The sequence below is a fragment of the Brachybacterium phenoliresistens genome (assembly GCF_000576425.1).
Taxonomy (GTDB): domain Bacteria; phylum Actinomycetota; class Actinomycetes; order Actinomycetales; family Dermabacteraceae; genus Brachybacterium; species Brachybacterium phenoliresistens.
Map to the genome: position 1 here is coordinate 144328 of NZ_KK069992.1, position 23014 is coordinate 167341.

At 74.1% G+C, this 23014-nt stretch carries 24 protein-coding genes, 1 tRNA gene and 1 pseudogene; 14 read left to right on the forward strand and 12 right to left on the reverse strand.

The features are described from left to right. Window positions 1-78 precede the first annotated feature (78 nt). The 3 genes from BF93_RS08665 (at window position 79) to BF93_RS08675 (ending at window position 1705) form a co-directional block, all read left to right on the forward strand. Window positions 79-885: a DsbA family protein gene (locus BF93_RS08665; RefSeq protein WP_038372046.1), complete on the forward strand. Its 807-nt coding sequence runs from the start codon at window positions 79-81 to the stop codon at window positions 883-885. Window positions 886-1003: 118 nt separating this feature from the next. After that, window positions 1004-1075, forward strand: a tRNA-Thr gene (locus BF93_RS08670). 3 nt (window positions 1076-1078) lie between these two features. Next, a complete protein-coding gene (locus BF93_RS08675; RefSeq protein WP_051486732.1) occupies window positions 1079-1705 on the forward strand; it encodes a hypothetical protein in 627 nt (208 codons plus the stop codon). A 3-nt stretch (window positions 1706-1708) separates the two neighbouring features. Here BF93_RS08675 and BF93_RS08680 read toward each other — a convergent pair whose 3' ends face one another. Then, window positions 1709-1969: a PLDc N-terminal domain-containing protein gene (locus BF93_RS08680; RefSeq protein ID WP_038372047.1), complete on the reverse strand. Its 261-nt coding sequence runs from the start codon at window positions 1967-1969 to the stop codon at window positions 1709-1711. A gap of 106 nt (window positions 1970-2075) precedes the next feature. Between BF93_RS08680 and BF93_RS08685 the strand changes: the two genes are divergently transcribed. Further along, complete coding sequence (locus BF93_RS08685; RefSeq protein ID WP_038372048.1) at window positions 2076-2843, forward strand: ABC transporter permease; 768 nt, start codon at window positions 2076-2078, stop codon at window positions 2841-2843. A gap of 36 nt (window positions 2844-2879) precedes the next feature. On the opposite strand, the gene BF93_RS08690 is transcribed toward BF93_RS08685, so the two are convergent. Continuing rightward, on the reverse strand, window positions 2880-3476 hold the full coding sequence (locus tag BF93_RS08690) for a TetR/AcrR family transcriptional regulator (RefSeq protein WP_038372050.1): 597 nt from the start codon (window positions 3474-3476) through the stop codon (window positions 2880-2882). Between the two features lie 86 nt (window positions 3477-3562). Here BF93_RS08690 and BF93_RS08695 point away from each other — a divergent pair. After that, window positions 3563-4296 (forward strand): annotated as a pseudogene (locus BF93_RS08695) (SDR family NAD(P)-dependent oxidoreductase). A gap of 43 nt (window positions 4297-4339) precedes the next feature. Here the strand turns inward: BF93_RS08695 and BF93_RS08700 are convergent. Together BF93_RS08700 and BF93_RS08705 are read right to left on the reverse strand one after the other, a co-directional pair. Continuing rightward, the gene (locus BF93_RS08700; RefSeq protein WP_051486733.1) at window positions 4340-4909 is read right to left on the reverse strand and encodes a hypothetical protein; all 570 of its coding nucleotides are present in this window, start codon (window positions 4907-4909) and stop codon (window positions 4340-4342) included. A gap of 105 nt (window positions 4910-5014) precedes the next feature. Beyond that, window positions 5015-5650 (reverse strand): hypothetical protein, encoded by a 636-nt coding sequence (locus BF93_RS08705; protein ID WP_156954101.1) that lies wholly within the window; start codon window positions 5648-5650, stop codon window positions 5015-5017. A 214-nt stretch (window positions 5651-5864) separates the two neighbouring features. On the opposite strand from BF93_RS08705, the gene BF93_RS08710 reads away from it, so the two are divergent. Further along, window positions 5865-6899, forward strand: a complete 1035-nt coding sequence (locus tag BF93_RS08710; protein WP_232226284.1) for a siderophore-interacting protein — start codon at window positions 5865-5867, stop codon at window positions 6897-6899. An 18-nt stretch (window positions 6900-6917) separates the two neighbouring features. Here BF93_RS08710 and BF93_RS08715 read toward each other — a convergent pair whose 3' ends face one another. Together BF93_RS08715 and BF93_RS08720 are read right to left on the reverse strand one after the other, a co-directional pair. Next, a complete protein-coding gene (locus tag BF93_RS08715) occupies window positions 6918-7631 on the reverse strand; it encodes a response regulator (RefSeq protein ID WP_051486735.1) in 714 nt (237 codons plus the stop codon). Further along, window positions 7628-8944, reverse strand: coding sequence for a sensor histidine kinase (locus tag BF93_RS08720; protein ID WP_156954103.1), 1317 nt, complete (start codon window positions 8942-8944; stop codon window positions 7628-7630). The genes BF93_RS08715 and BF93_RS08720 overlap by 4 nt, the downstream gene beginning before the upstream one ends. 151 nt (window positions 8945-9095) lie before the next feature. Here BF93_RS08720 and BF93_RS18960 point away from each other — a divergent pair, with 151 nt between their 5' ends. Both BF93_RS18960 and BF93_RS08730 read left to right on the forward strand, forming a co-directional pair. Continuing rightward, the gene (locus tag BF93_RS18960; RefSeq protein ID WP_051486736.1) at window positions 9096-9581 is read left to right on the forward strand and encodes a hypothetical protein; all 486 of its coding nucleotides are present in this window, start codon (window positions 9096-9098) and stop codon (window positions 9579-9581) included. After that, entirely contained in the window at window positions 9578-11299 is a 1722-nt protein-coding gene (locus BF93_RS08730; protein WP_198025390.1) for a multicopper oxidase family protein, read from the forward strand. Before BF93_RS18960 ends, BF93_RS08730 begins: the two co-directional genes overlap by 4 nt. 69 nt (window positions 11300-11368) lie before the next feature. Here the strand turns inward: BF93_RS08730 and BF93_RS08735 are convergent, their stop codons facing one another. Further along, a complete protein-coding gene (locus tag BF93_RS08735; protein ID WP_051486737.1) occupies window positions 11369-12085 on the reverse strand; it encodes a uracil-DNA glycosylase in 717 nt (238 codons plus the stop codon). Between the two features lie 79 nt (window positions 12086-12164). Between BF93_RS08735 and BF93_RS08740 the strand changes: the two genes are divergently transcribed. The 5 genes from BF93_RS08740 (at window position 12165) to BF93_RS08760 (ending at window position 17578) form a co-directional block, all read left to right on the forward strand. Further along, window positions 12165-12506: a DUF3263 domain-containing protein gene (locus BF93_RS08740; RefSeq protein WP_038372054.1), complete on the forward strand. Its 342-nt coding sequence runs from the start codon at window positions 12165-12167 to the stop codon at window positions 12504-12506. Between the two features lie 102 nt (window positions 12507-12608). Then, the gene (locus BF93_RS08745) at window positions 12609-13226 is read left to right on the forward strand and encodes a LytR C-terminal domain-containing protein (RefSeq protein WP_038372055.1); all 618 of its coding nucleotides are present in this window, start codon (window positions 12609-12611) and stop codon (window positions 13224-13226) included. Between the two features lie 298 nt (window positions 13227-13524). After that, window positions 13525-15162 carry a chaperonin GroEL gene (groL, locus tag BF93_RS08750; RefSeq protein ID WP_038372056.1) on the forward strand — a complete coding sequence of 546 codons (1638 nt, stop codon included), beginning with the start codon at window positions 13525-13527 and terminating at the stop codon, window positions 15160-15162. 659 nt (window positions 15163-15821) lie between these two features. Beyond that, complete coding sequence (locus BF93_RS08755) at window positions 15822-16679, forward strand: sugar phosphate isomerase/epimerase family protein (RefSeq protein WP_232226285.1); 858 nt, start codon at window positions 15822-15824, stop codon at window positions 16677-16679. A 68-nt stretch (window positions 16680-16747) separates the two neighbouring features. Continuing rightward, window positions 16748-17578, forward strand: a complete 831-nt coding sequence (locus tag BF93_RS08760) for an endonuclease/exonuclease/phosphatase family protein (RefSeq protein ID WP_232226287.1) — start codon at window positions 16748-16750, stop codon at window positions 17576-17578. A gap of 27 nt (window positions 17579-17605) precedes the next feature. Here the strand turns inward: BF93_RS08760 and BF93_RS08765 are convergent, their stop codons facing one another. From BF93_RS08765 to BF93_RS08775, 3 genes are all read right to left on the reverse strand, one after another. Beyond that, on the reverse strand, window positions 17606-18187 hold the full coding sequence (locus BF93_RS08765; RefSeq protein WP_038372058.1) for a hypothetical protein: 582 nt from the start codon (window positions 18185-18187) through the stop codon (window positions 17606-17608). After that, window positions 18184-19206, reverse strand: a complete 1023-nt coding sequence (locus tag BF93_RS08770) for an LLM class flavin-dependent oxidoreductase (protein WP_038372059.1) — start codon at window positions 19204-19206, stop codon at window positions 18184-18186. Before BF93_RS08770 ends, BF93_RS08765 begins: the two co-directional genes overlap by 4 nt. 75 nt (window positions 19207-19281) lie before the next feature. Beyond that, window positions 19282-20328: a cation diffusion facilitator family transporter gene (locus tag BF93_RS08775; RefSeq protein WP_051486738.1), complete on the reverse strand. Its 1047-nt coding sequence runs from the start codon at window positions 20326-20328 to the stop codon at window positions 19282-19284. Window positions 20329-20477: 149 nt separating this feature from the next. Here BF93_RS08775 and BF93_RS08780 point away from each other — a divergent pair, with 149 nt between their 5' ends. After that, window positions 20478-22121, forward strand: coding sequence for a long-chain-fatty-acid--CoA ligase (locus BF93_RS08780; RefSeq protein WP_038372060.1), 1644 nt, complete (start codon window positions 20478-20480; stop codon window positions 22119-22121). Window positions 22122-22172: 51 nt separating this feature from the next. Here BF93_RS08780 and BF93_RS08785 read toward each other — a convergent pair whose 3' ends face one another. Continuing rightward, window positions 22173-22601, reverse strand: coding sequence for a rhodanese-like domain-containing protein (locus tag BF93_RS08785; RefSeq protein WP_084148402.1), 429 nt, complete (start codon window positions 22599-22601; stop codon window positions 22173-22175). Window positions 22602-22760: 159 nt separating this feature from the next. Further along, on the reverse strand, window positions 22761-23014 hold a 254-nt coding region (locus BF93_RS19765; protein WP_038372061.1), incomplete at its 5' end, for a hypothetical protein.

Here is a 23014-nt window from a genome sequence, read left to right on the forward strand (position 1 = left end):
CGAGGGAGGTGGCCCCGCTACACTCCCTCCGACCCCAGCATGTGCGAGACCGCTGCCGACAGGCGGCCAGGAGGATTCATGGCGACGTCCGGTTCGTCGAAGTCGGCGCAGGAGCGCCGCGAGGCCCAGCGGGAGGCGCTGCGCAAGCAGCGCCAGGCAGAGCTCAAGCGACAGCGATCCCTGCGGACCGTCATCATCGCGATCGTCGTGGTCATCGCCCTGGTGCTTGCCGGCGGCATCGGCTACCTGATCTGGAGGAGCACGCGACCGGCCGGACCGGTGGCCACGCCCGCCGGCGTCACCGCGGAGCAGTCGTACCTGCTCCTCGGGGCGCCCGAGGATTCTGGGGCACCCGTGCTGGAGCTTCACATCGACTTCATGTGCCCGATCTGCGGGAACTTCGAAGAGATCAACGGAGCCGATGTCGCCGAGATGGTCGCGAACGACGAGATCACCCTCCATCTGGTGCCGCGCCGCATGCTGGACTCCTACTCGACCACGGGCGACTACTCGTCCCGAGCGGCGAACGCCCTCGCCTGCGTCTATGAGGAGAACACGGACAATGCCATCCCGTTCATGCAGCTGATGTTCGCGAACCAGCCCTCCGAGGGCTCGGCGGGTCTGGACAACGACCAGATCTTCGCCTACGCCCAGGAGGCCGGCGCCAGCGACGCGGTGCGCGACTGCATGGACTCGCGCACCTACCAGCCGTGGGTCCGCCAGGTGGTGGACCCGTGGGCGGCCGAGAACGGCAACGGCACCCCCTACCTCGAGATCAACGGCGAGCAGTTCACCGGCTGGGACACCGCCGGCGCCTTGCGCGAGGCCCTGCTGGGGGCCTCGGCCTCCGATGCGGGCGGCGCCTCCGACGCCGGCCAGGGCTGAGAGGCTGCGGACCGACCGAGATCACGCACCGCGGATCGGCACGCGCCCCGGGGCGCGTGCCGATCCGCGGTATCGTTCTCGGAGCCCTCGGCGGCACGCGATCGTGCCGCCGGGGCCCGCTGGAGTGGCGCAACGGTAGCGCACCTGTCTTGTAAACAGGTGGTTGCGGGTTCGATTCCCGTCTCCAGCTCTCATGACCAGCTCGACGGCAGCGGCCGCCCGCGATCCCCCCACGCGGGCCGCACGGATCATCACCGAGGTGCTCACCCCGGTCGTGCCCGTGCTGCTGATCTGCGTGCTGTGCGGCGTCCACGGTGCTCCGCGCCCGTGGGCCGGACTGGGGTGGGGCCTGCTCGCCGGCGTGTTCTGCGCCGTCATCCCCTTCGCCGTCATCGAGGCGGGAGTGCGGCGTCGGGGCTTCAGCGACCGCCAGGTGTCCCGGCGCGAGGAGAGGCGCGGGGCCTATGCCATCGGGATCGGCTCGGTGCTCTGCGGCGCGGCGGCGCTGGTCCTGCTGGGCGCGCCGGCGCTGCTGACCTGGGCGCTGGCGACGATGGTGGTCGGGCTGCTGGTGTGCGCCGCGGTCACGGCGGCGGGGATCAAGGCCTCCCTGCACATGTTCTGCGCGACCGCGCTGGGGGTGTTCGCCGCGCTGCTGGTCTCGCCGTGGTGGCTGCTGGTGCTGCCGGTGCTGCTGCCGGTGATCGCCTGGAGCCGGCTGCACCTGCGCCAGCACACGCGGGCCGAGGTCGTCCTCGGCGCCGTGCTGGGCGCGGCGGTGACCGTCCTGGGATGGCTGTTCGTCCCCGCCGGCGGGTGAGGCTCAGCGGCGGTGGACGAGCGCCGGCTGGTTCCCCTTGACGATCACGAACCAGGCCAGCGGCCCGAGCACGGGGAACGCGAAGCAGGCGATCACGAGCAGCAGCTTCATGCCGCCGCTGTAGGTCGAGCCGAGCACCGAGACGAGCGTCGCCAGCCACAGGACCAGGCACAGCACCGCGGCGAGCAGGAGCACGGCGCCGAGCCCGAGGCCGAGGATCTGCGGGGTGGTGTCGGGGGCGGCGAGGAGGAGTTCGTGGATCATGCCCCGAGGCTACTCATCGGTAGCGGCGGGGGCATCGGCCGCGGGGCGGATCCTGCGGGCCCGGGCGTGCGACCGCGGGAGGAGGCCGGCGCCCTACGCTGTCCCGATGAGCTCGCTGCTGGACGCCGACCCGCTGCTCCTGCTGCGCACCGTGCTCGGCGTCGCCGTGATGGTGCTGGCGGTGATGGTGATCCTGCGTGCGGCGGGCGTCTCGCTGGGAGCGCAGCCCGTCCTCGCCATCGGCCGGGCGATCGGGCAGCTGGCGATCGCCTCCCTCGTGCTCAGCGGCGTGCTGAGCGTGCCCTGGACCGCGGTGCTGGTGCTGGTGCTGATGGTCTCCACCGCCTCGGCGACCTCGGGCGGGCGCCTGCGGCCGATGCCCGGCGGGCGCGCCGCCGCGGCGACCGGCATCCTGGTCGGCGGGGCGGCGGCGATCCTCGCCGTCTTCGCGCTGGGGCTGGTGGAGCTCAGCGCGCGCCATGCCATCGCGATCGGGGGGATCGTCATCGGCAACGCCATGACCGCCAGCATGCTGGCGGGCCGATCCTTCCGCAGCCAGGCGCAGCTCCGGGCGGGGGAGGTCGAGGCCTGGTGGGCGCTCGGGGCGACCTCGCCCGTCGCCTTCGCCGAGATGGCGCGCGCGGCCGTGCGCGATGCCATGGTGCCGAACATGGACCAGACCCGCTCGACCGGTGTGGTGACGCTGCCCGGCGCGTTCATCGGCGCTCTCTTCGGCGGGGCGAGTCCCCTGGAGGCGGCCCGGTTCCAGATCATCGTGCTGGCGGCGATCATGCTCGGCCAGGGTGTCGCGGCCGTCGTGGTGACCCGTCGCCTGTCCCGGATGCGGGTGCTGCCGGCCGAGCCGACGGGCTGAGGCCCTCGGGGCGGCGCGCGCGGCCGGTGCCGGAGGTCAGGCGGAGGGGTCGGGTAGGAGGCGATCGGCGAGCGAGCGGGCCGTGTCGGCGAGCGCAGCCGGGTCGATCCCCGTCCGGCTCATGAACACGATCCCCTGCTGCGCACCGAGGAGGGCGCGGGCGAGGGAGATCGGCTCCGTCTGCACCGGGAGGTCCCCGTCGTCCTGCGCCCGCGCGACGCACTCGGCGATCAGGGCCGTGGACGTCTCGTAGGTCTCGTGGGCGTGGGCGAGCACCTCCGGATCGGCGCCGCCGAGCTCGCAGGTGCTGTTGGCGAGCAGGCAGCCTCGGCGCACGTCGGGGGAGATCCCCTCGCCGAGCGGAGCCTCGAGCAGCAGGCGCAGCGCGTCGATCGCCCGGGGGGATCCGTCGAGCATGCGGCGCAGATGTCCCTGGCTGGTCGCCGTGTAGCTGCGCAGCGCCCGCAGGAAGAGCTCGCGCTTGTCGCCGAAGGCCGCGTACAGGCTCCCCTTGCCCAGTCCGCTGACCCGCATCAGGTCCTCGAGCGAGGTCGCGGCATAGCCGGCCGTCCAGAACTGGTCGCGGACGGCGTCGAGCACCTGCGCCTCGTCGAATGCTCGTGGTCGTGCCATGGGCTCATGATACGGGTTCTTGACCGTGCGGTCCAGTACTGCTTATGGTGGACCGCACGGTCAAGAACCCCCGAAAGGACATGAGGATGCCCACCCTGACTGACAAGATCGCCGTGGTCACCGGAGGAAGCTCCGGCATCGGCCTCGCCACCGCCCGTGCGCTCCGGGACGACGGCGCGCGCGTGTTCATCACCGGCCGTCGCAAGGAGCCGCTCGATGCCGCGGTCGCCGAGCTCGGCGCGGGCGTGACCGCAGCCGTCTGCGACGTCTCGAGCCCCTCGCAGCTCGAGGCTTTCTACCGGACCGTCCGCCAGCAGGCGGGACGGATCGATGTGCTGGTCGCCAACGCCGGCATCGGCATCGCGGCGCCGCTCGGCGAGGTGACGGAGGAGATGGTCGACGCGATCTTCTCGGTCAACGTCGCGGGGACGATCTTCACGGTGCAGCAGGCGCTGCCGCATCTGAACCCCGGCGCCTCGGTGATCCTCACGGGATCGACGGCCGGGACGCGGCCCGACCGCGGGCTCGAGGTCTATGGGGCCTCGAAGGCGGCGATCCGGAACCTGGCCCGCGGCTGGGCGCTGAGCGCGCACGAGCACGGATTCCGGGTCAACGTCGTCTCCCGGGCAGCACGCGCACCCCCGGGCTGCTCGACTTGCTCCCGGGCGAGGTGCTCGACCAGGCCCAGGGGGTCATCCCCCTACGACGCATGGCCGAGCCCGAGGAGATCGCCGCCGTGACGGCCTTCCTCGCCTCGGACGCCTCGAGCTATGTCAACGGGGCGGAGTTCTTCGCCGACGGCGGCTACGCCCAGGTGTGACCCCGGGCGGGCGTGCGGCCGGTGCCGGAGGCGCCTCGGGCGCTCAGAGCGTCTCGTACGAGTCGCGGCTGAGCACGAACCCCGTGCTCGTCTCCGTGTCCCAGCAGGTCAGGCCGTCGGACTCGCTCGTGCAGGCGACCGTGCCGGAGACGGCGCTGTGCCCGTACTCCAGCTCCGGCGGGTCCTCGCCGGTGAAGTCCTCGCCGCAGGCGGGCTGGACCTCGCCATCGGCCAGGCGCACCGAGAAGAGGTCCTCGGAGCAGTCCGTGTCCTCGGGGTAGTCGCGATCGCGCACGGAGCAGCCCACGGAGCCGTCCTCGAAGGTGCAGCCGATGTTCCCGCTGGGCGTCACGAAGGAGACCAGGCGCAGGGAGCCCTCCGGGGCGGGGGAGGGCGAGGCCTCCGCCTCGGAGGAGGGCTCGGCCTGCTGGGTCTGCGAGACGTCCGTGCTGCGCTGATAGGTGTCGTCCTCGGGGGCGAGCCAGATGCGCGCGACCACGCCGATCAGCACCAGCAGCAGGGCGAGGCCGAACAGGCACCCGGCGCAGGCCCACATGCGGCGGGCCCGGGTCTGGGGGTCGCCGCTGCGGGCGCGGGGCGAAGGCTGGCTCACGCTGATCTCCTCGGCATCGGGTCCGCCTGCGGCGCCGGACGGGCGCAGGCCGGGACACGAGGATGCCACACCCGCCGCAGGGCGCGGCTGGGAGGGGGCGGGCGATCAGCGCCAGTGCCAGGTCGAGATGACCTTCTCGCCCTCGGCGGTGCGCGCGGGGGACTTCCCCGTCTGGAACAGGACCAGGACCGTCGTCCCGTCGTGGCTGACGCAGTGGTACTCCGAGAGGTACATGGTCGTGCCGTCCTGGATCCGGGCGGTGAAGGACTGCGAGGTCTCGCCGTCGAATACTGCCGCCTCGGCGTCGCTGACCTGTGCACCCTCCGCGCTGAGGGACTCGGAGAACGAATCGCACAGCACATCGGAGGGGACCGGTTCGGAGGTGCTGGCCACGAGGATCCGCGCGGCGGCCCCCGTCGGCTGCTGGCGGTCGTAGTGGAAGTCGTACAGCTCGTCGTCCTGCGAGCCGAGGTCGGTCCAGTTCCTCGGCGCCTCGAAGCTCGCGATGTCGGTCTCGATGACCTCCGTCGCCCTCGGGGAGATGGAGTCCCGCTTCACCACGAGGAACACGATCCCGGCGCCGGCGGCCAGGATGATCACGAGCACGGCGATGCCGACGCAGGCCACCAGCGCCCACAGACCCCCCGGAGGGCGGGGCCTGCCCGATGCCGCCGGGCCGCCGGACGGCGTCGGGCCGCCCGGTGCCGACGGGCCGGTGCCTGGGTATGCCGCGCTGCTCATCGCCGTCCTTCTTCCCCTGCGCGCCTGGACGGGGCCCACGCTACCGCGCCGGCCGCACGACCTCGCGGCTCTCCATAGCATCCGCGCCGCCCCGACGGGAAGTGAGGTATGCCTTACTTCCGGGGTCCCGCAGCCCTGGACGGCCGCTGGCCTGCATCGGAGGATGGACGCGTCCGCACCGATGTCGGACCCCGCCGCCGCCGGAAGGACTCCCGTGCCCGCTCGAACCATCGCCTGCCTGGACGCCGAGGTGCTCCGCATCGAGGACCTCACGCCGAGCTTCCGCCGCGTCACCTTCGGGGGCGCGGGCCTGGACCGCTTCGGCATCGACGGGCCGCCGCGGGACCTGCGCATCAAGCTGCTGATCCCCGCGCACTCCCCGGAGCTGCTGCGCCGCGGAGAGGCCCGACGCTTCGACGTCCCCGCCTTCCTCGCGCAGCAGGAGGCCGCCGGCGTCTCCTGGTACCCGGCGTGGCTGCAGATCGATCCGGCCGAGCGCGGCTGGATGCGCACCTACACCGTCCGCGCCTGGCGCGAGGACGTGCGCGAGCTGGACGTCGACATCGTCCTGCACACCCCGGCCGATGCCGAGCCCGCCGGTCCCGCCGAGCGCTGGGCGCGCGACGCCCGCGTCGGCGACCGCCTGCACCTGCTGGGCCCGGACCGCGAGGCCCCCGGGCCCACCGGCGGCATCGAGTTCCGTCCCGACGCCACCGGCGACCTGCTGCTGGTGGGCGACGAGACCGCGGTGCCCGCGATCGCCTCGATCCTCGCCTCCCTGCCGCCCGAGGCCTGCGGCCGCGCCCTGCTCGAGGTCCCGCTCGCCGCCGATGCCGACGCCGAGGCGCTGACCCTCTCCGCCCCGGCCGGGGTGGAGGTCACCTGGCTGCCCCGCGAGGGCCGCGCCCAGGGGGCCCTGCTCGACGCCGCCGTGCGCGAGCTGCTGCGGCCGGGCGCCGGCGCCGCGGCCGATGCCCCGCTCGAGGAGGTCGACATCGACACCACCATCCTCTGGGAGACCGGCGCCCGGGAGGACGCCGCCTCGCAGACGGGCGACGCGGGGGCCGCCTCGCCGGAGTCCGGATCGGCCTCCGCCCCGGCAGGGCACGGACCGGAGTTCTCCGCCTGGATCGCGGGGGAGGCGGGGGCGGTGACGGGGATCCGGCGCTATCTCGTCCGCGAGGTCGGCGTGGACCGGCGCCGCGTCGCGTTCATGGGCTACTGGCGCATCGGCCGCGCGGAGAGCTGAGCTGCCGCGGGCCGCGGCTCAGGACGTCGCGGCCCCCGCGGGTCCGGCCCCGTCGGCTCCGGGCCGTCCGGGCCGCACCAGTCCGGTCTCGTAGGCCAGGACGACCAGGGCGGGACGGTCGCGGGCCCCGGTGCGCGCCAGCAGCCGGCTGACGTAGGTGCGGGCCGTGGCCGGGCTCAGGTGCAGGTGGGCGGCGATCTCGTCGTTGGTCAGGCCCCGGCCGATGAGCGCCAGGATCTCCCGCTCCCGCTCCCCGAGCCCCTCCAGCGCCGTGGGATCCGTGCCCTGCCCGCCGGCCTCCGCCGCCGCCCGCATGACGGTCTCCGTGACCGCGGGGGAGAGCAGCGCGCCGCCCGCGGCGACGGTCCGGATCGCCGCCCGCAGATCCGTCGGCGAGACGTCCTTGAGCAGGTAGCCCGACGCCCCGGCGCGCAGCGCCTCGTGGACGTGCTCGTCCTCGTCGAAGGTGGTGAGGATCAGCACCCGGCAGCCGCGCAGGAGCGGATCGGCGAGGATCTCCCGGGTCGCGGCCAGCCCGTCGAGCACCGGCATGCGCACGTCCATCAGCACGAGGTCGGGGCGCAGCGCGCGGACCTGCGCGATGCCGGTGCGGCCGTCCGCCGCCTCCCCGACGACGACCACGTCCCCGTCGTGCTCGGCGAGGGTGCGCAGCCCCGTCCGCACCAGGGCCTGGTCGTCGACGATCACCACGCGGATCGGATCGGTGCTCATGAGCTCTCCCGGGGCAGGGGGATCCGGGCGTGCACCGCGAAGCCGGAGCCCTTGGGGCCGGCATCCAGGGTGCCGCCGTGCAGGGCCGCCCGTTCGCGCATGCCGCGGATCCCGGCCCCGGCCGGCCACGGATCCCCGGGCGACGTCGGCGCCGACGTGGGTGCCGACGTCGGCAGATGCGTCCTGGACGGTCCCGATGCGTCGGCCGGGCCCTCGTCCCGGATGCTCAGCGTCAGCCATCCGTCGCGGGCGGCGAGGTCGATGTCCGCGCGCCGCGCCCCGGAATGGCGCAGGATGTTGGTCAGCGACTCCTGGATGATCCGGCAGGCGGCGGCGTCGATCCCGCCGGGCAGGCGGTCGATCCCGCCCTCGGTGCGCACCGTGATCTCGAGGCCGGTGCCGCGGGCATCGGCCAGGAGGTCGTCCAGAGCAGCCAGCCCCACCGCCCCGCCGGCTGGACCTGCTCCTGCGACTGGACCTGCTCCCGCGGCCGGACCTGCTCCTGCGACCGGACCTGCTCCCGAGGCCGGATCCGCCCCCGCAGTCGGATCGGCTCCCGCGGTCCTGCCGGTCTCCGCCTGGCCGCGCAGCAGCCGCACCGTGCCGCGCAGCTCGGCGAGGGCCTGCGTCGTGGAGGCGCGCACCTGCTCGAGCGCCTCCCGCGCCGGCGGGTCGGCGTCCCCGAGCGCATCGGTCGCGATCCCGGCGTGCAGGGACGCGACGGCGAGCGCATGGCCGATGCTGTCGTGGAGGTCGCGGGCGGTGCGCAGGCGCTCCTGCTGGAGGCGGTCGGCCGCGGCGCGGGCCTGCCGCTCCGCGGTGAGCTCCTCGATGCGCCGGGTGCGCTCGCGGGCCTGGCGGGTCAGGCGGATCGCGGCGCCGAGGGCGATCGCGGCGGCCGCCAGCGCCAGCTCGGTGACGTAGCCGTAGCCGGAGACCGCATCGGCCGGGTCCGGGACGGCCAGGCGGAAGTAGGAGGCCACGGCCAGCAGCACCGCCGCGGCGCCGACCGCCCAGCGGGTGCGGCCCTGCTCGGCCGCGGACAGCAGCGCGCCGGCGGCCGGCAGCACCATGCCCAGCGGCGGGAGGTCCGCGATGTAGTAGGCGAAGATCGCCGCGACGGTCGCGACGAGCACGAGGACGGGGGCCCGCCGGCGCAGCAGGAGCAGCGCGCCGATGCCGGCGCAGCAGGCCAGGGCCGCCCCGGTCGTGCCCTCCCGGGGCCCGGCCGCGACGACGGCGGCGAGCACGAGGGCCGTCGCGAGCGCGAGGCCGGCATCGGCCAGGCGCGCATCGGGGCGGGCGTCGTCCATGGTCCCAGCGTAGGCGGGGGCCCGCCGCTGCGGCATCGCCGGCAGGCGACCTTCCCTGTCGCCCCGGGGCGATCGCGCGGTCGATGCCGGACGCCCGAGCCGACGCCTGCGGGCCGATGCCCGCGGACGGCGGCGCCGGAAGGCTGATGCCATGGCTGAGAACACCACCCCCTCCCGTCCGCATCGCTCCGACCCCGCCGGGCCCGCCGCCGGCTCGACCCCCGTCTCCGGGTCTGCCGCCGGCTCCGTCCCCGTCTCCGGGGCCGACCCGGCCCCGGCCCCGCCCCTGCCGTGGCTGCTCATCGGCGGGCTGGCCTCGCTCGTCCTGCTGTGGCCGATCACCGCGCTGCTGGGCCTGGGCTCGGGGGCGCCCCGCGCCCTGATCCTCGTCGCCCTGATCGGGGCGATCTGGATCGGCGTCGTCGGCCTGGGCCGCGTGCCCCGGCCGGTCCTCGTGCTGGCCCTGACGGGGCTGGCCGGCGGGGTGATCACACTGGTCCTGGCCGCCGTGCTCGGCGGATCCGGCCGGCCGTGGTGGACCCACCTCGTCGCCCTGGGCATGGACGCCCTGTGGGGGACGATCGCCGGTCTGCTCGCCCTGGCGGTGCAGCAGCTGCGCGGCGGGGCGCGCCGATGACCGGCCCCGCCGCCCGGCCGCGGAACACGCCCGCCGCGTGGCCGTCCCGCCCGTCCCCGGTCCTCTCCTCCCCGGTCCTCTCGTCCCCGGCCCTCCCCGTCCCGGACCTCCCGTTCCCGCGCCGCACGCTGCTGCGCCGGGCCCTGCTCGGCGGCGCGGTGCTCGCGGCGGCGCCCGCCCTGGCCGGCTGCGGGGGCCTGGCGGGAACCCTCTCGACCAGCGGCATCCGCGCCGTGGAGTTCGACCAGCCGCTCGCGATCCCGCCGCTGGCCGAGTCCGAGGCCTCGGGCGGGGTGCGGCGCTTCCACCTCACCGCGCAGGAGGGCAGCATCTCCTGGCCCGGCATGCCCGAGCCCACCCCGACCTGGGGCCTGAACGGCCCCTTCCTCGGACCCACGCTGCGCGCCCGCCGCGGCGAGAACGTCGAGGTCACCGTCCGCAACGCGGTGCCGGAGACGACCAGCATGCACTGGCACGGCATGCACCTTCCGGCCGCCATGGACGGCGGGCCGCACCAGAGCATCGAGCCCGGCGGGACCTGGCGCCCGAGCTGGGAGATCGACCAGCCCGCGGCGACGCTCTGGTACCACCCCCACCCCCACGGGGCGACCGAGCGTCACGTCTACCAGGGGCTCGCCGGGCTGTTCCTGATCGACGACGAGCGCAGCGACTCCGCCCGGCTGCCCCGCGAGTACGGGGTGGACGACATCCCCCTGATCATCCAGGACCGCCGGGTCGACGAGGAGGGGCGCCTCGTCCTGGAGGACTCGGGCCGCGAGCCGGGGATGCTGGGGGACACGATCATGGTCAACGGGACCATCGGCCCCGTCCTGGAGGTCGCGGCGCAGAGGCTGCGGCTGCGACTGCTGAACGGCTCGACCGCCCGCACCTACGCGCTCGCGCTCGCCGACGAGCGGCCGATGAGGATGGTCGCCAGCGACGGCGGCCTGCTGGACGCTCCGGTGGAGCTGAGCCGCCTGCGGCTGGCCCCGGGGGAGCGGGCCGAGGTCGTCGTCGCCCTCACCCCGGGGGAGACGGTGCGCCTGCGCAGCCTGCCGGTGGACCTCGGGGCGATCGCCGTGCCCGCGCTCACGGGGGCGGACGACGAGTTCGACGTCCTCGAGCTGCGGGCCGCCGCGTCCCTCGCCCCCGCGCCGGAGCCCTCCTGGGGAGAGGACCCGCTACACGTGCCGCTGCGGGCGCAGGACGCCGTGCGGACCCGGACCTTCGCGCTGCAGGGCCGCACCATCAACGGCGCGCGCATGGACATGCACCGCATCGACGAGGTGGTCCACGTCGGCACCGTCGAGATCTGGGAGGTGACCAACACCGAATCGGTGCCGCACAGCTTCCACGTGCACGACGTGCAGTTCCGGATCCTCGACATCGACGACCAGGCGCCGCCCGCCCATCTGACCGGACCTCAGGACACCGTCTATCTCGAGCCGCGCCGCCGCTACCGCCTCGTCCTGCGCTTCGACCGGTACGCGGACCCCGCCATGCCGTACATGTACCACTGCCACATGCTCCTGCACGAGGACGGCGGCATGATGGGCCAGTTCGTGGTCATCGAACCCGGCACCGAGGACCAGGTCGCCGCCCCGGGGACCGGGGGCGCCGGCCACGCCGGGCATGCGGCGGACGGCGGGCACGCGCCGGATGCCGGCCACGCGCCGGATGCCGGCCACGCGCCGGACGGCGGGCACGCCGGGCACTGACCACGGCCGGGATCGGGCGCGGGGGATCGGCCCGCGGGACGCGCCTCCGGGAGGCCGGCCCCCGGGGGATCAGCGCGGTGCGGCCGACGCCCCGCCCGCCGCGGTCTCCTCGCGCACCACGCGCCAGTCCACGGGGCCGGCGCCCTGGGCCGCCAGCAGCTCGTTGACCCGGGAGAAGGGGCGCGAGCCGAAGAACCCGCGCGAGGCCGACAGCGGGCTCGGGTGCGGGCTCGCCACGTAGGGCACCTCCCCCAGCAGGGGGATCAGGGACTGCGCGTCGCGGCCCCACAGGATCGCCACCAGCGGGCCGCCGCGGGCGACGAGGGAGCGGATCGCGAGCTCGGTGACCTGCTCCCAACCGCGCCGCCGATGGGAGCCGGGGGTGCCGGGCCGCACCGTGAGCACCCGGTTCAGCAGCAGCACGCCCTGGTCCTGCCAGGCGGAGAGGTCCCCGTGCGGGGCGGGCGCGATGCCGAGGTCCGCCTCCAGCTCCGCGTAGATGTTCGTGAGGCTGCGCGGCAGCGGGCGCACGTGCTCCTCGACCGCGAACGACAGGCCGATCGGATGCCCGGGCGTGGGGTACGGGTCCTGGCCCACGACGAGCACGCGCACCTCGGACATCGGCCGGGTGAAGGCGCGCAGCACGTGCCGGCCCGCCGGCAGGTACCCGGCGCCGGACTCGGCCTCCTCCCGCAGGAAGTCCCCGATCCCGTGGATCCGGGCCTCCTCGGGGGCGAGGGCCTCGGCCCAGTCGGCGGCGATGATCTGCGTCAGCGGGGTCGGCATGGCACAAGTCTCGCACCCGGCCGCGCGCGATGCGGCGTGCCTCCGCGGCCGCGCAGCGGCATCGGCCTAGCCTGGATCCATGCGTCCCCGATCCGCCGCCGATGCCTCCGCGAACCCCGCGGAGCCGCCCTCGCACGCGCCGGCCGGGGACGAGGGCACGCAGGCCCCCGACGCATCGGGCCTCAGCGACCGCGACCGGCGCATCCTCGCCCTCGAATCGCGCACCTTCCGCTTCGTCGGCGCGAAGGAGCGGCGCATCCGCGAGGAGCTGGGCATGACCCCCACCGCCTACTTCGTGCGCCTGAACACCCTCCTGGACGAGCCGGCCGCGCTGCGGGAGGCCCCCGCACTGGTGCATCGGCTGCGCGGCCTGCGCACCCGCGGCGACGAGCACCGTCCCGGCCCGGCGCACGCCGCCTGAACCCTGCCCGCCCCCCGAATGGGCGGCCGCGCGGCGTGATCCCCCGCGCTCCCGGGGCGTGTGCTCACCGCCGCAGCGCCCCGCAGCAGGTTTAATGGGGCCGTGGCTGATTCCGAGTACCCGTACCCGCCCGACGAGTTCGACCGGGAGGCGGCGACGGCGTCCCTCCACGGGGCGCACCGTGCCGAGCACCCCTTCTGGCGCCAGAACCTCGTCTACCTGATCATCATCGCCGCAGCGTTCGTCCTGCTGCTGGTGCTGCTGTTCGCGATCGGCGGGATGGGGCGCAACACGCCCGAGGAGCGGGCCGAGGCCCCCACCTCGGCCGCGGAGCAGACCGAGCAGACCTCCGCCGAGGGCGGCGAGGAGACGACCGCCGAGGAGACCCCCGTCCCCGAGCCGGACCGCACCACCCCCGTGATGGTCGTCAACGCCGGCGGCATCAACGGACTGGCCGGCGCCTGGCAGGACACGCTCGAATCCGCCGGCTGGACCCGCGTGGACGTCTCCACCGCCGACAACCTCCAGGAGGAGCCCGTCGTGTTCTACCGCGACGAGGCCGATGCCGACACGGCGCAGGCGCTCGCCGCCGAGGTCGGCGCCGGCGAGGCGCGCCAGAGCGACGAGTACGACGCCACCATCACCTTCATCGCCGTGAAGGAGCCCGGCGCCGACCAGGACCAGGGCGGCGACGGCGAGGGGCAGGGCGAGGGCGAGTGACGCCCGGGCGGGCCCCGTCGGGCCCGCCCCTCCTTTCGGAGCGAACTCATCGGCCCAGGGGTTAGCACTCACAGCCTCCGAGTGCTTATGATGATCTGGCACTCGTCGGCGTCGAGTGACAGCTCTGTCCTCGCCGCCGTGCGGTGCCTGATCGGGGGACGGCTGCGCCGCCCTGCCGACCAGGAACATTCCGGCTCCGTGAGGGGTCCGTCCCGGCGTGACGTGAACGCCTGGGCGGTCCTCGTCCGTCGCGGGCACAGGGCTGGGTGGACACCACAGACACGGGAGAGATTCCACAATGGCCAAGCTCATCGCTTATGACGAGGAGGCCCGTCGCGGCCTCGAGCGCGGTATGAACCAGCTCGCCGACGCCGTCCGGGTCACCCTCGGCCCCAAGGGGCGCAACGTCGTCCTCGAGAAGTCCTGGGGCGCCCCCACGATCACCAACGACGGCGTGTCCATCGCCAAGGAGATCGAGCTCGACGACCCGTACGAGAAGATCGGTGCGGAGCTCGTCAAGGAGGTCGCCAAGAAGACCGACGACATCGCGGGCGACGGCACCACCACCGCCACCGTCCTCGCCCAGGCCCTGGTCAAGGAGGGCCTGCGCAACGTCGCCGCCGGCGCCAACCCGATCGCGCTCAAGCGCGGCATCGACAAGGCCGTGGCCGCGGTCTCCGAGACCCTGCTCAAGCAGGCCAAGGAGATCGAGACCAAGGAGCAGATCGCGAACACCGCCGCCATCTCCGCGGCCGACCCGGCGATCGGCGAGCTCATCGCCGAGGCGCTCGACAAGGTCGGCAAGGAGGGCGTGATCACGGTCGAGGAGTCCAACACCATGGGCCTCGAGCTGGAGCTCACCGAGGGCATGCGGTTCGACAAGGGCTTCACCTCGCCGTACTTCGTGACCGACGCGGAGCGTCAGGAGGCGGTCCTCGAGGATCCGTACATCCTGCTCATGAACTCCAAGGTCTCCAACGTCAAGGACCTGCTGCCGCTGCTGGAGAAGGTCATCCAGGCCGGCAAGCCCCTGGCGATCATCGCCGAGGACGTCGAGGGCGAGGCCCTCGCGGTCCTGGTCGTCAACAAGCTCAAGGGCTCCTTCAAGTCCGTGGCCGTCAAGGCCCCCGGCTTCGGCGACCGCCGCAAGGCGATGCTGGAGGACATGGCCATCCTCACCGGCGGCCAGGTCATCTCCGAGGAGGTCGGCCTCAAGCTGGAGACCGCCGGTCTCGAGCTGCTGGGCCAGGCCCGCAAGGTCGTCGTCACCAAGGACGAGACCACCATCGTCGAGGGCTCCGGCGACGCCGACCGCATCGCCGGCCGCGTGAAGCAGATCCGTGCGGAGATCGAGAACTCCGACTCGGACTACGACCGCGAGAAGCTCCAGGAGCGCCTGGCGAAGCTGGCCGGCGGCGTGGCCGTCATCAAGGCCGGCGCCGCGACCGAGGTCGAGCTCAAGGAGCGCAAGCACCGCATCGAGGACGCCGTGCGCAACGCCAAGGCGGCCGTCGAGGAGGGCATCGTCGCCGGTGGCGGCGTGGCTCTGCTCCAGGCCGGCAAGGACACCTTCGCCACCCTGCAGCTCGAGGGCGACGAGTCCACCGGTGCGAACATCGTCAAGGTCGCCATCGAGGCCCCGCTCAAGCAGATCGCGGTCAACGCCGGTCTCGAGGGCGGCGTCGTCGCGGAGAAGGTCAAGTCCCTGCCCGTCGGCGAGGGCCTGAACGCCGCGACCGGCGAGTACCAGGACCTCCTGGCCGCCGGCATCATCGACCCGGTCAAGGTCACCCGCTCCGCGCTGCAGAACGCGGCGTCCATCGCGGGCCTGTTCCTGACCACCGAGGCCGTCGTGGCCGACAAGCCGGAGCCCAAGGCCCCGGCCGGCGGCGGCGACGACATGGGCGGCATGGGCGGAATGGGCGGCATGATGTGATCCAGCCTCACGGCTGATCGCGGCGCCCGCCGCTGGTCGAAGGCCCCGATCCTCTCCGGAGGGTCGGGGCCTTCGCCGTCTGCGGGGGCGTGGAACTCTCGGGCCCGGGGCTTCGCCGTGGCGGGGTCGCGGACCCTTCAGGGCGGGGGCTTCGCCGTAGCGGGGGCGTGGACCCTTCGGGGTGGGGGCTTCGCCGTTGCGGGGGCGTGGACCCTCGAGTCGGGGCGTACGACCTCCGTGGTGACGGTTCCGGGGCGCGCGTCATCATCGATCGGAGTAAATCCGTCGCATCGCGAACGATCGGAGTGATCCCGTCGCTTCCCGCGCAGGAAGCGACGGGATCACTCCGATCGTTGGAGGGGCAGCCTCGTCCGTGGGGCGTGGGGCGTGGGGCGTGGGGCGTGGGGCGTGGGGCGTGGGGCGTGGGGCGTGGGGCGCAGGGCGCGGGGCGCGGGGCGTGGGGGCGCGAGATGCGGGGTGCGAGATGCGGGGCGCGGCGGCGGGTGCCGCATCGAGGGAACGTCATGGACCGGCCGATGGGATCGCGGGGGAGTCGAGCCGGGTGGCCACGGCGCCGCGGGCGCCGGTCGATCGCGGATCCGTCGTGGAACTTCGGGCGAACCGGGCATCGGCCGTCGCCCGCAGCAATGATCGGACGTATGCTCGCACCCATGTTCGCGAACCTCTCCGCCGGAGCCCTGGGCCTTCCCCTCGATCATCCGACCGCCATCGACCTCGCCGTGCGCCACGACTTCGGCGGGGTGGACCCCGACCCGACGTACTTCGCCGGCCTCGGCAGCGTCCAGGCCGTCTCCGAGCACGCCGCCGCGGTGCGCGAGCGCGGGCTCTCGTGGGGCATCGCGGGCCTGCCCGTGCCGCTGGACGGGCCCGCGGAGACCTTCCGCGCCGCCCTCGTGGACCTGCCCGCGACCCTCGAGCTGCTGCGCGCCGCCGGCGTGACGGCGCTGGGCACCTGGGTCCGTCCGATGCACGAGGAGCTGCGCTACCGCGAGAACTGGCGCCTGCACCTCTCGCGCCTCTCGGTCGTCGCGGAGCTCCTGGCCGACGCCGGGCTGCGGCTGGGCCTGGAGTACATCGGCCCCAAGACTTTCTGGTCCACCGAGCGCTTCCCCTTCATCCACTCGCTGCGCGAGGCGCGCGAGCTGATCGCCGAGTCCGGCGCGAGCAACGTCGGCGTGATCCTGGACAGCTACCACTGGTACACCGCGGGGGAGAGCGCCGAGGATCTCGCCGGGCTCACCGACGCGGACATCGTCTCGGTCGACATCAACGACGCCCGCACCGACCGCTCCCGCGACGAGCAGCAGGACCTGGACCGCCGCCTCCCCTTCGACACCGGGGTGATCGACCTGGACGGCTTCACCGCGGCCGTGCGCGAGGCCGGCTACACCGGCCCGGTGAAGGTCGAGCCGTTCATGCCCTCCCTGGCGAAGGAGCCCGTCGACGACGTCCTGGCGGACGTCTCGCACCGCCTGGCCCGCGCGATCTCGGCCTGAGCGGCCCGCACCGACCGACCGACGACCTGCGGCGCCGCCCCGAGGCGGCCACCCCTGGAAGGACGCGCGTGATCCTGCGCCCCGTGACGCCCCCTGCGATGCACGTGATGACCCAGAACATCCGCCTGGCACGGTCTGCGACGGTGCCCGGCGACCCCGATCACTGGGGTGATCGGGCCCCGGTGCTCGCCGATCTGCTGCGCGCGGCGGATCCGGACGTGCTGGGCACCCAGGAGGTGCTGCCCGAGCAGATCCCCGTGCTGGACGCGGTGCTGCACCCCACGCACTTCCGCGTCGGCTACGGCCGCGAGGGCGGCGGCCGCGGGGAGCATGCCCTGCTCTACCTGCGGCGGGAGCGCTTCGAGCTGCGGGACTGGGATCAGATCTGGATCTCCGAGCAGCCGCGGCTGGTGGGGTCGATGGGCTGGGACGCCCACTGTCCCCGCATCCTCGTGCACGCGCTCGTGCACGACCGGGCCAGCAGCGCGGAGCTGCTGGTGGCGGTCACGCACATCGACCATGCGGGGGAGACGGCGCGGGAGCGCGGCACCGAGCTCATCGCCCGCACGCTGATCGCCGAGGCGGGGGAGCGCCCCGTGGTGCTGATGGGCGACTTCAACGCGACCGGCGGGGACAGCGTCCCGTGGCGGGTGATGCGCCGGGCCGGGTTCGCCGATGCGCACGATGCGGCGGCGCAGATCCTCGGCGAGGACGTGGGCACCTTCCCCGACTACGGCCCTGCCCAGGTGGGCGCCGAGCGCATCGACTGGATCCTCACCCGGGGGATGGACGCGCTGACCTATGCCGCGCATGCGCACGTCCGCGACGGACGCAGCCCGAGCGACCATGCCGCGGTCGCCGCCGTCCTGCAGCCGGCCCCGGAGGAGACGGCCGGCTGACATCGGCCTTGGCGGCCCGGCGCGGCCTCACATGTCGCGGGCGAAGGTGACCAGCTGACCGGTGTCCTCGCACAGCGCGGCGAGGGCGATGAGGTCCCCGGCCTCGCTGATGTTCGAGGACCCCGCGCGGGACAGGGCTGCGCGGACGTCCTTCCACGGCCCGGGGCACTCGCGGACGGAGTGCTCGACCGTCGGCACGATCTGCTCCCGCACGGCGGACTCGTCGAGGACGGCGGCGTCGCCGCCGCCGTCCGATGCCGCGGCGCCCAGCTCCCCGACCCCGTCGGGGCCGAGGTCGATCGCGGCCTGCCACCAGCCGTCGTCCGGGGCGGGGATCGGTGCCCGGTCCTGCGGGTCGGTGGCCCGGCCCTCGGTCCAGCGGACCTCCGCGACGTCGGTCAGCTGGGGGAAATGCTCCTCCACGGGGCCGACGGACTGCGCGATGAGGTCGGGCCGGTAGTAGAGGCCGCTGGGCTCGTCGAGGGCCCACTCCTCCTCGGCCCGCCCGCCGCCGGGCGACAGGCCGGGCAGGCACGCGGACAGGGCCAGCGCCAGCAGGACGGCGCCCGCGAGCGCCGGCAGCGACCGGCCCCCGACCCCGCGGGTCACCCCTGCGTCCCGGGGTCCAGGCCCCAGGCCTCGGCGAGCAGCTCGAGGGAGCGCAGGCGATCGGCCGGGTCGAAGTGGTAGGCGGTGAGGATCAGCTCGTCCGCGCGGGTGCTGGCCACGATCCGCTCCAGCTGCTCGACGACGGTCGCGGGGGAGCCGACGGCCCGGACGGACAGGGCCGAGTCGACCTGCTCGAGCAGGTGCACCGGGGCGATGTCGGCGGCCGGCCGCGGCGGCTGCAGCTTGGCGCGCTGGCCGGTGATGACGCCGAGGAACATCTGCTGCAGCGTCGTGTACTGCTTCCGGGCGGCCTCGTCGGTCTCGGCGACGACCACGTTCGCGGCGACCATGGTGCGCGGCTGCGAGATCTGCGCGGACTCGGCCCGCGGATCGAACTCGCGGCGGTACACGTCCAGCGCCTGCAGGTGCTGGAACGGGGCGAAGTGGGAGGCCACCGAGAACGGCAGGCCCAGCTTCGCGGCGAGGGTCGCGCCGTTGACCGTGGAGCCGAGCACCCACATCGGCACCTCGGTGCCCTCGGCCACCGGGGCGGCCACGCGCAGGCCCGCGGGCTGCTCGGCGCGGGTCCAGTCGCGCATCTGCTCGATCGCGGCGATGAACGCGCCCGGCTCCGCGGAGGTGCGCGAGAGCAGCTGCGCGGTGATCTGGTCGGTGCCCGGCGCGCGGCCCAGCCCCAGGTCGATCCGGTCGCCGTGGAACTGCACGAGCGTCCCGAACTGCTCGATCACCGACAGCGGCGCATGGTTGGGCAGCATGATCCCGCCCGATCCCACGCGGATGCGCTCGGTGAGAGAGGCGGCGCGGTCGATGAGCAGGCTCGTCGCGCTCGAGGCCAGGGAGATCGTGTTGTGGTGCTCGGCGTACCAGTACCGGGCATACCCCAGACGGTCCGCCGCCCGGGCGGTGTCCATGGAGGCGTCGATCGCCTCAGCGGTGGACATGCCCTCGGAGATCGGGACCAGGTCGAGGACGGACAGCGGGACATGCGGCGTGGTCATGGGCTCGACGCTACTCCTGGCGGGAGGCCGATGGGGCGGCGGGAGGGGTGGTCATCACCACCGCCGAAGCGGGAATCATCCGGCCGGTGACGGCGGTGCGTCGGTGTCGCGATGGTCGCCGTGGATGGGGATGTGCGCCGCGGGGATGTCCTCGTAGGAGGCCGGGTCGGAGATGGGCTCGAGGTGGGTGAGGACCCGCAGGCCGGGCAGGGCCGCGGCGAGCTCGGCCTCGAGGTCCTCGATGTAGTCGTGGCCGCGCTTGACGGACCAGTCGTCGGGCACGAGCACGTGCACGTTCATGAACTTCTCCTGCCCGGCGTCGCGGGTCTGGAGGCCGTGGAAGGCGACCCCGTGGCCCGTCTCGCCGGCGTGGCCCGCCGCGGCCTCCTCGGCCGCCGCGGCGGCGACGCGCTGCCGCAGGATCGCGGTGATCACGGCGTTGTCCTCGTCGGACAGCGCCTTGTCCAGCAGCCCGGCGACGGACTCGCTGACCAGCCCCACGCCGGTGACGATGATGTTCACGCCCACGGCGAAGGCGACCACGGCGTCCAGGCGCTCCCAGCCGGTGAGCGCCACCAGTCCCACGCCCACGAGCACTCCGACCGATGTCCACACGTCGGTGAGCAGGTGCCGGCCGTCGGCCCGCAGGGTGATCGAGCGGTAGCGGCGCCCCGCCCGGATCAGCACGAACGCCACGGCGCCGTTGAGCACGGAGGCGATCACCGAGACCAGCAGGCCCCAGCCGACGTTCTCCAGCTCCTGGGGGTGCACGAAGCGCTCCACGGCGGTCACGAGGATGACGCCCGCGGCCACGAAGATCATGGCGCCCTCGACCGCGGCGGAGAAGTACTCCGCCTTCGCCCGCCCGTACAGGTAGCGCTGCGTCGCCCCCTGCGCGGCGACCTTCAGGGCGATCAGCGCCACCACCGCCGCCACGAGGTTCACCGTGGACTCGGCGGCGTCGGAGAGCAGACCCACCGAGCCGGTCATCGCCCAGGCGCCCGCCTTCAGGGCGATGGTCGCGATCGCGGTGGCGATGGACAGCCAGGCGAAGCGGGTGAGGTCCGCCGGTCCTGCGGCGCTGCGCTCGGCGGGCTGCGCGGTGCTGCGCTGCGTGCTCATGCCGGTCCCCCGGTCGTGGCCGTTCCGCTCACCGTGCGCCTCCCTCCGCCCCGGCCGTCGGGGTCGGGGTCCAGCGTATCGGCGCCGGATGCTCCGCCCGGATCGTAGGGTGAGCAGCGGACCGACACCGTCGTCGCGAGGAGCCCGCCATGTACAACCTCTCCGTCGTCCTCGAGGACAGCGCCCGCACCTACCCGGACCGGACGGCGCTGGTCATCGGCCCGCGCTCCCTCACCTATGCCCAGGTCGACGCCGCCGCCAACCAGGTCGCGAACCTGCTCGTGTCCTGGGGGATCGCCCCCGGGGACCGGGTCGCGCTGAGCTGCCCGAACCTGCCGCAGTTCCCCATCGTCTACTACGGGATCCTCAAGGCCGGCGCGGTGGTGGTGCCCCTGAACGTGCTCAACAAGGCGCGCGAGGTCACCTACTACCTCGAGGACGCGCAGGCCAAGGTGCTGTTCTGCTTCGAGGGCAGCGAGGAGCTGCCCATCGGCCGCTTCGGCGTGGAGGGGGCCCGCGCCGCCGCGACGCCCCCGCGGGTCGTGCTCATGACCGCCGATCCGGCGGCCCCGAGCCCCTACGAGGGCGTGCCGACCCTCGCGGAGGCGGTGGCCGGCCAGCCCACCTCCTTCTCGACCGTGCAGTCCCGCGAGACCGACGCCGCCGTGGTGCTGTACACCTCCGGCACCACGGGACGGCCCAAGGGCGCTGAGCTCAGCCATTCCAACCAGCTGATGAACGCCCTGGTGTGCAACCGGCTGTTCGGCTCGCAGCCCGCCGAGGACACCCACCTGGTGACGCTGCCGCTGTTCCACACCTTCGGCGCGACCGTGAACCTGAACGCCGGCTTCTCCATGGCGGCGACCCTGGTGCTGATGCCGCGCTTCGACCCGCAGCAGGCCCTCGCGCTGCTCGCGCAGCACCGCGTCACGGTGTTCGCCGGGGTGCCGACGATGTGGTGGGGGCTGCTGCGCGCCCTCGCCGCCGCGTCCGATGGGACCGCCGGGTCCGATGGGACCGCCGGATCCGATGGCGCCGCCGGGTCCGATGGGACCGCCGGGTCCGATGGTGCCGCAGCCCCCGGCGAGCAGTCCCTCGCGGAGCACCTGCGGCTGGGGATCTCGGGCGGCTCCGCGCTGCCGGTGGAGATCCTGCAGGAGGTGCGCGCGCAGCTGGGCGTGTCGATCATGGAGGGCTACGGCCTGTCGGAGACCTCGCCGGTGGCCTGCTTCTCCCTGGCCGACCAGCCGCGCCCGGGATCGATCGGCAAGCCCGTGTGGGGCATCGAGGTGAAGCTCATCGACCCGGCCTCCCCGGACTGGGCGGAGGTCACCGGGACCGACGAGGTCGGGGAGCTCGCGGTGCGCGGGCACAACATCATGACCGGCTACCTGGGGCGCCCTCAGGAGACGGAGGCCGTCCTGCGCGAGGGCTGGTTCCGCACCGGCGACCTCGCCCGGCGGGACGCGGAGGGCTTCTACTACATCGTGGACCGGGCGAAGGACATGATCGTGCGCGGCGGGTTCAACGTGTACCCCCGCGAGGTGGAGGAGGTCCTCATCTCGCACCCGGAGGTGTCGCTCGCCGCGGTGATCGGCGTCCCCGCCGAGGGGATCGGCGAGGAGATCAAGGCCTTCGTCATCCCGGCCACCGGCTCCTCGATCACGGCCGATGGGCTGCGCGACTGGGCGCGCGAGCAGATGGCGGCGTACAAGTACCCGCGCATGATCGAGCTGGTCGATGAGCTGCCGATGACCTCCACCGGGAAGATCCTCAAGCGCGAGCTGCGCTGAGCCGGACCCGCCCGCACGGCGGGCCCGTGAGGACGGGACGGCGCGGAGGGGTCAGGCCACCAGGCGGGTGGGCTCGGGCTCGGTCGGCAGGCCGGCGGAGGCCCAGGCGCGGAAGCCGCCGTCGAGGTCGGTGGCGGTCAGGCCCAGCTGGCGCAGATCGCGGGCGGCGAGCGAGGAGGCGAAGCCCTCGTTGCAGACGACGACCACGAGGTCGCCGATCTCGGGGGCATCGGCCATGCGGTCGGGGCCGGTGGGATCCAGGCGCCATTCCAGCACCAGGCGGTCCACGACGACGGCGCCCGGGATGTGGCCCTCGACGTCGCGGGTGACGGCGGCGCGGATGTCGATCACGTGCGCTCCGTCCTTCTGCAGCGCGGGCAGATCGGCGGGCGCGATGCGGTCGATGCCGCGCCGGGACTCCGCGAGGACCTCCGCGATCGAGCGCGCGGGCTCGGGGGTGGAGCTGCGATGCGTGTTCATGGGGACAGTCTGCGCCCTCGGGGCGGCCCGATCCGGGAACGGCGCGACCCCTCGGATGTGAGACGGCCCCGGGCATGAGCCCGGGGCCGTGCTGCGGCGAGGTCCTCGCCGCATGCTCTGCGCGGTCCGGCCGCCGCGGTGGGCGGCCGTGCGCGGGGGTCAGCGGCTGCGGCGCCCCGCCCCGCGGGCGGACCCGGCGGAGAAGGTGGCCAGGCCGCCGGTGGTGCCGGACGAGCCGGCGCCGGGGGAGCTGGTCGAGTACGTGGTCGCGCCGCGACCGCCGCCCGAACGGCCGGAGCCGCCGGAGCGGCCCGCGCCGCCGGAGCGCCCGGCCCCGCCCGAGCGGCCGCCGCCGGAGCGTCCGCCGCGCGCGGCGGAGTCCTCGTGGCGCTTCTCGTCGCGACCGCGGCCGC

Coding starts and splice junctions, on each gene's coding strand:
- BF93_RS18960 (WP_051486736.1), top strand. CDS start 9,096: ATGGCTGAGAACACCACCCCCTCCCGTCCGCATCGCTCCGACCCCGCC.
- BF93_RS08740 (WP_038372054.1), top strand. CDS start 12,165: ATGCGTCCCCGATCCGCCGCCGATGCCTCCGCGAACCCCGCGGAGCCG.
- BF93_RS08680 (WP_038372047.1), bottom strand. CDS start 1,969: ATGATCCACGAACTCCTCCTCGCCGCCCCCGACACCACCCCGCAGATC.
- BF93_RS08685 (WP_038372048.1), top strand. CDS start 2,076: ATGAGCTCGCTGCTGGACGCCGACCCGCTGCTCCTGCTGCGCACCGTG.
- BF93_RS08735 (WP_051486737.1), bottom strand. CDS start 12,085: ATGCCGACCCCGCTGACGCAGATCATCGCCGCCGACTGGGCCGAGGCC.
- BF93_RS08705 (WP_156954101.1), bottom strand. CDS start 5,650: ATGAGCAGCGCGGCATACCCAGGCACCGGCCCGTCGGCACCGGGCGGC.
- BF93_RS08785 (WP_084148402.1), bottom strand. CDS start 22,601: ATGAACACGCATCGCAGCTCCACCCCCGAGCCCGCGCGCTCGATCGCG.
- BF93_RS08755 (WP_232226285.1), top strand. CDS start 15,822: ATGCTCGCACCCATGTTCGCGAACCTCTCCGCCGGAGCCCTGGGCCTT.
- BF93_RS08690 (WP_038372050.1), bottom strand. CDS start 3,476: ATGGCACGACCACGAGCATTCGACGAGGCGCAGGTGCTCGACGCCGTC.
- BF93_RS08715 (WP_051486735.1), bottom strand. CDS start 7,631: ATGAGCACCGATCCGATCCGCGTGGTGATCGTCGACGACCAGGCCCTG.
- BF93_RS08675 (WP_051486732.1), top strand. CDS start 1,079: ATGACCAGCTCGACGGCAGCGGCCGCCCGCGATCCCCCCACGCGGGCC.
- BF93_RS08780 (WP_038372060.1), top strand. CDS start 20,478: ATGTACAACCTCTCCGTCGTCCTCGAGGACAGCGCCCGCACCTACCCG.
- BF93_RS08775 (WP_051486738.1), bottom strand. CDS start 20,328: ATGAGCACGCAGCGCAGCACCGCGCAGCCCGCCGAGCGCAGCGCCGCA.
- BF93_RS08770 (WP_038372059.1), bottom strand. CDS start 19,206: ATGACCACGCCGCATGTCCCGCTGTCCGTCCTCGACCTGGTCCCGATC.
- BF93_RS08730 (WP_198025390.1), top strand. CDS start 9,578: ATGACCGGCCCCGCCGCCCGGCCGCGGAACACGCCCGCCGCGTGGCCG.
- groL (WP_038372056.1), top strand. CDS start 13,525: ATGGCCAAGCTCATCGCTTATGACGAGGAGGCCCGTCGCGGCCTCGAG.
- BF93_RS08665 (WP_038372046.1), top strand. CDS start 79: ATGGCGACGTCCGGTTCGTCGAAGTCGGCGCAGGAGCGCCGCGAGGCC.
- BF93_RS08720 (WP_156954103.1), bottom strand. CDS start 8,944: ATGGACGACGCCCGCCCCGATGCGCGCCTGGCCGATGCCGGCCTCGCG.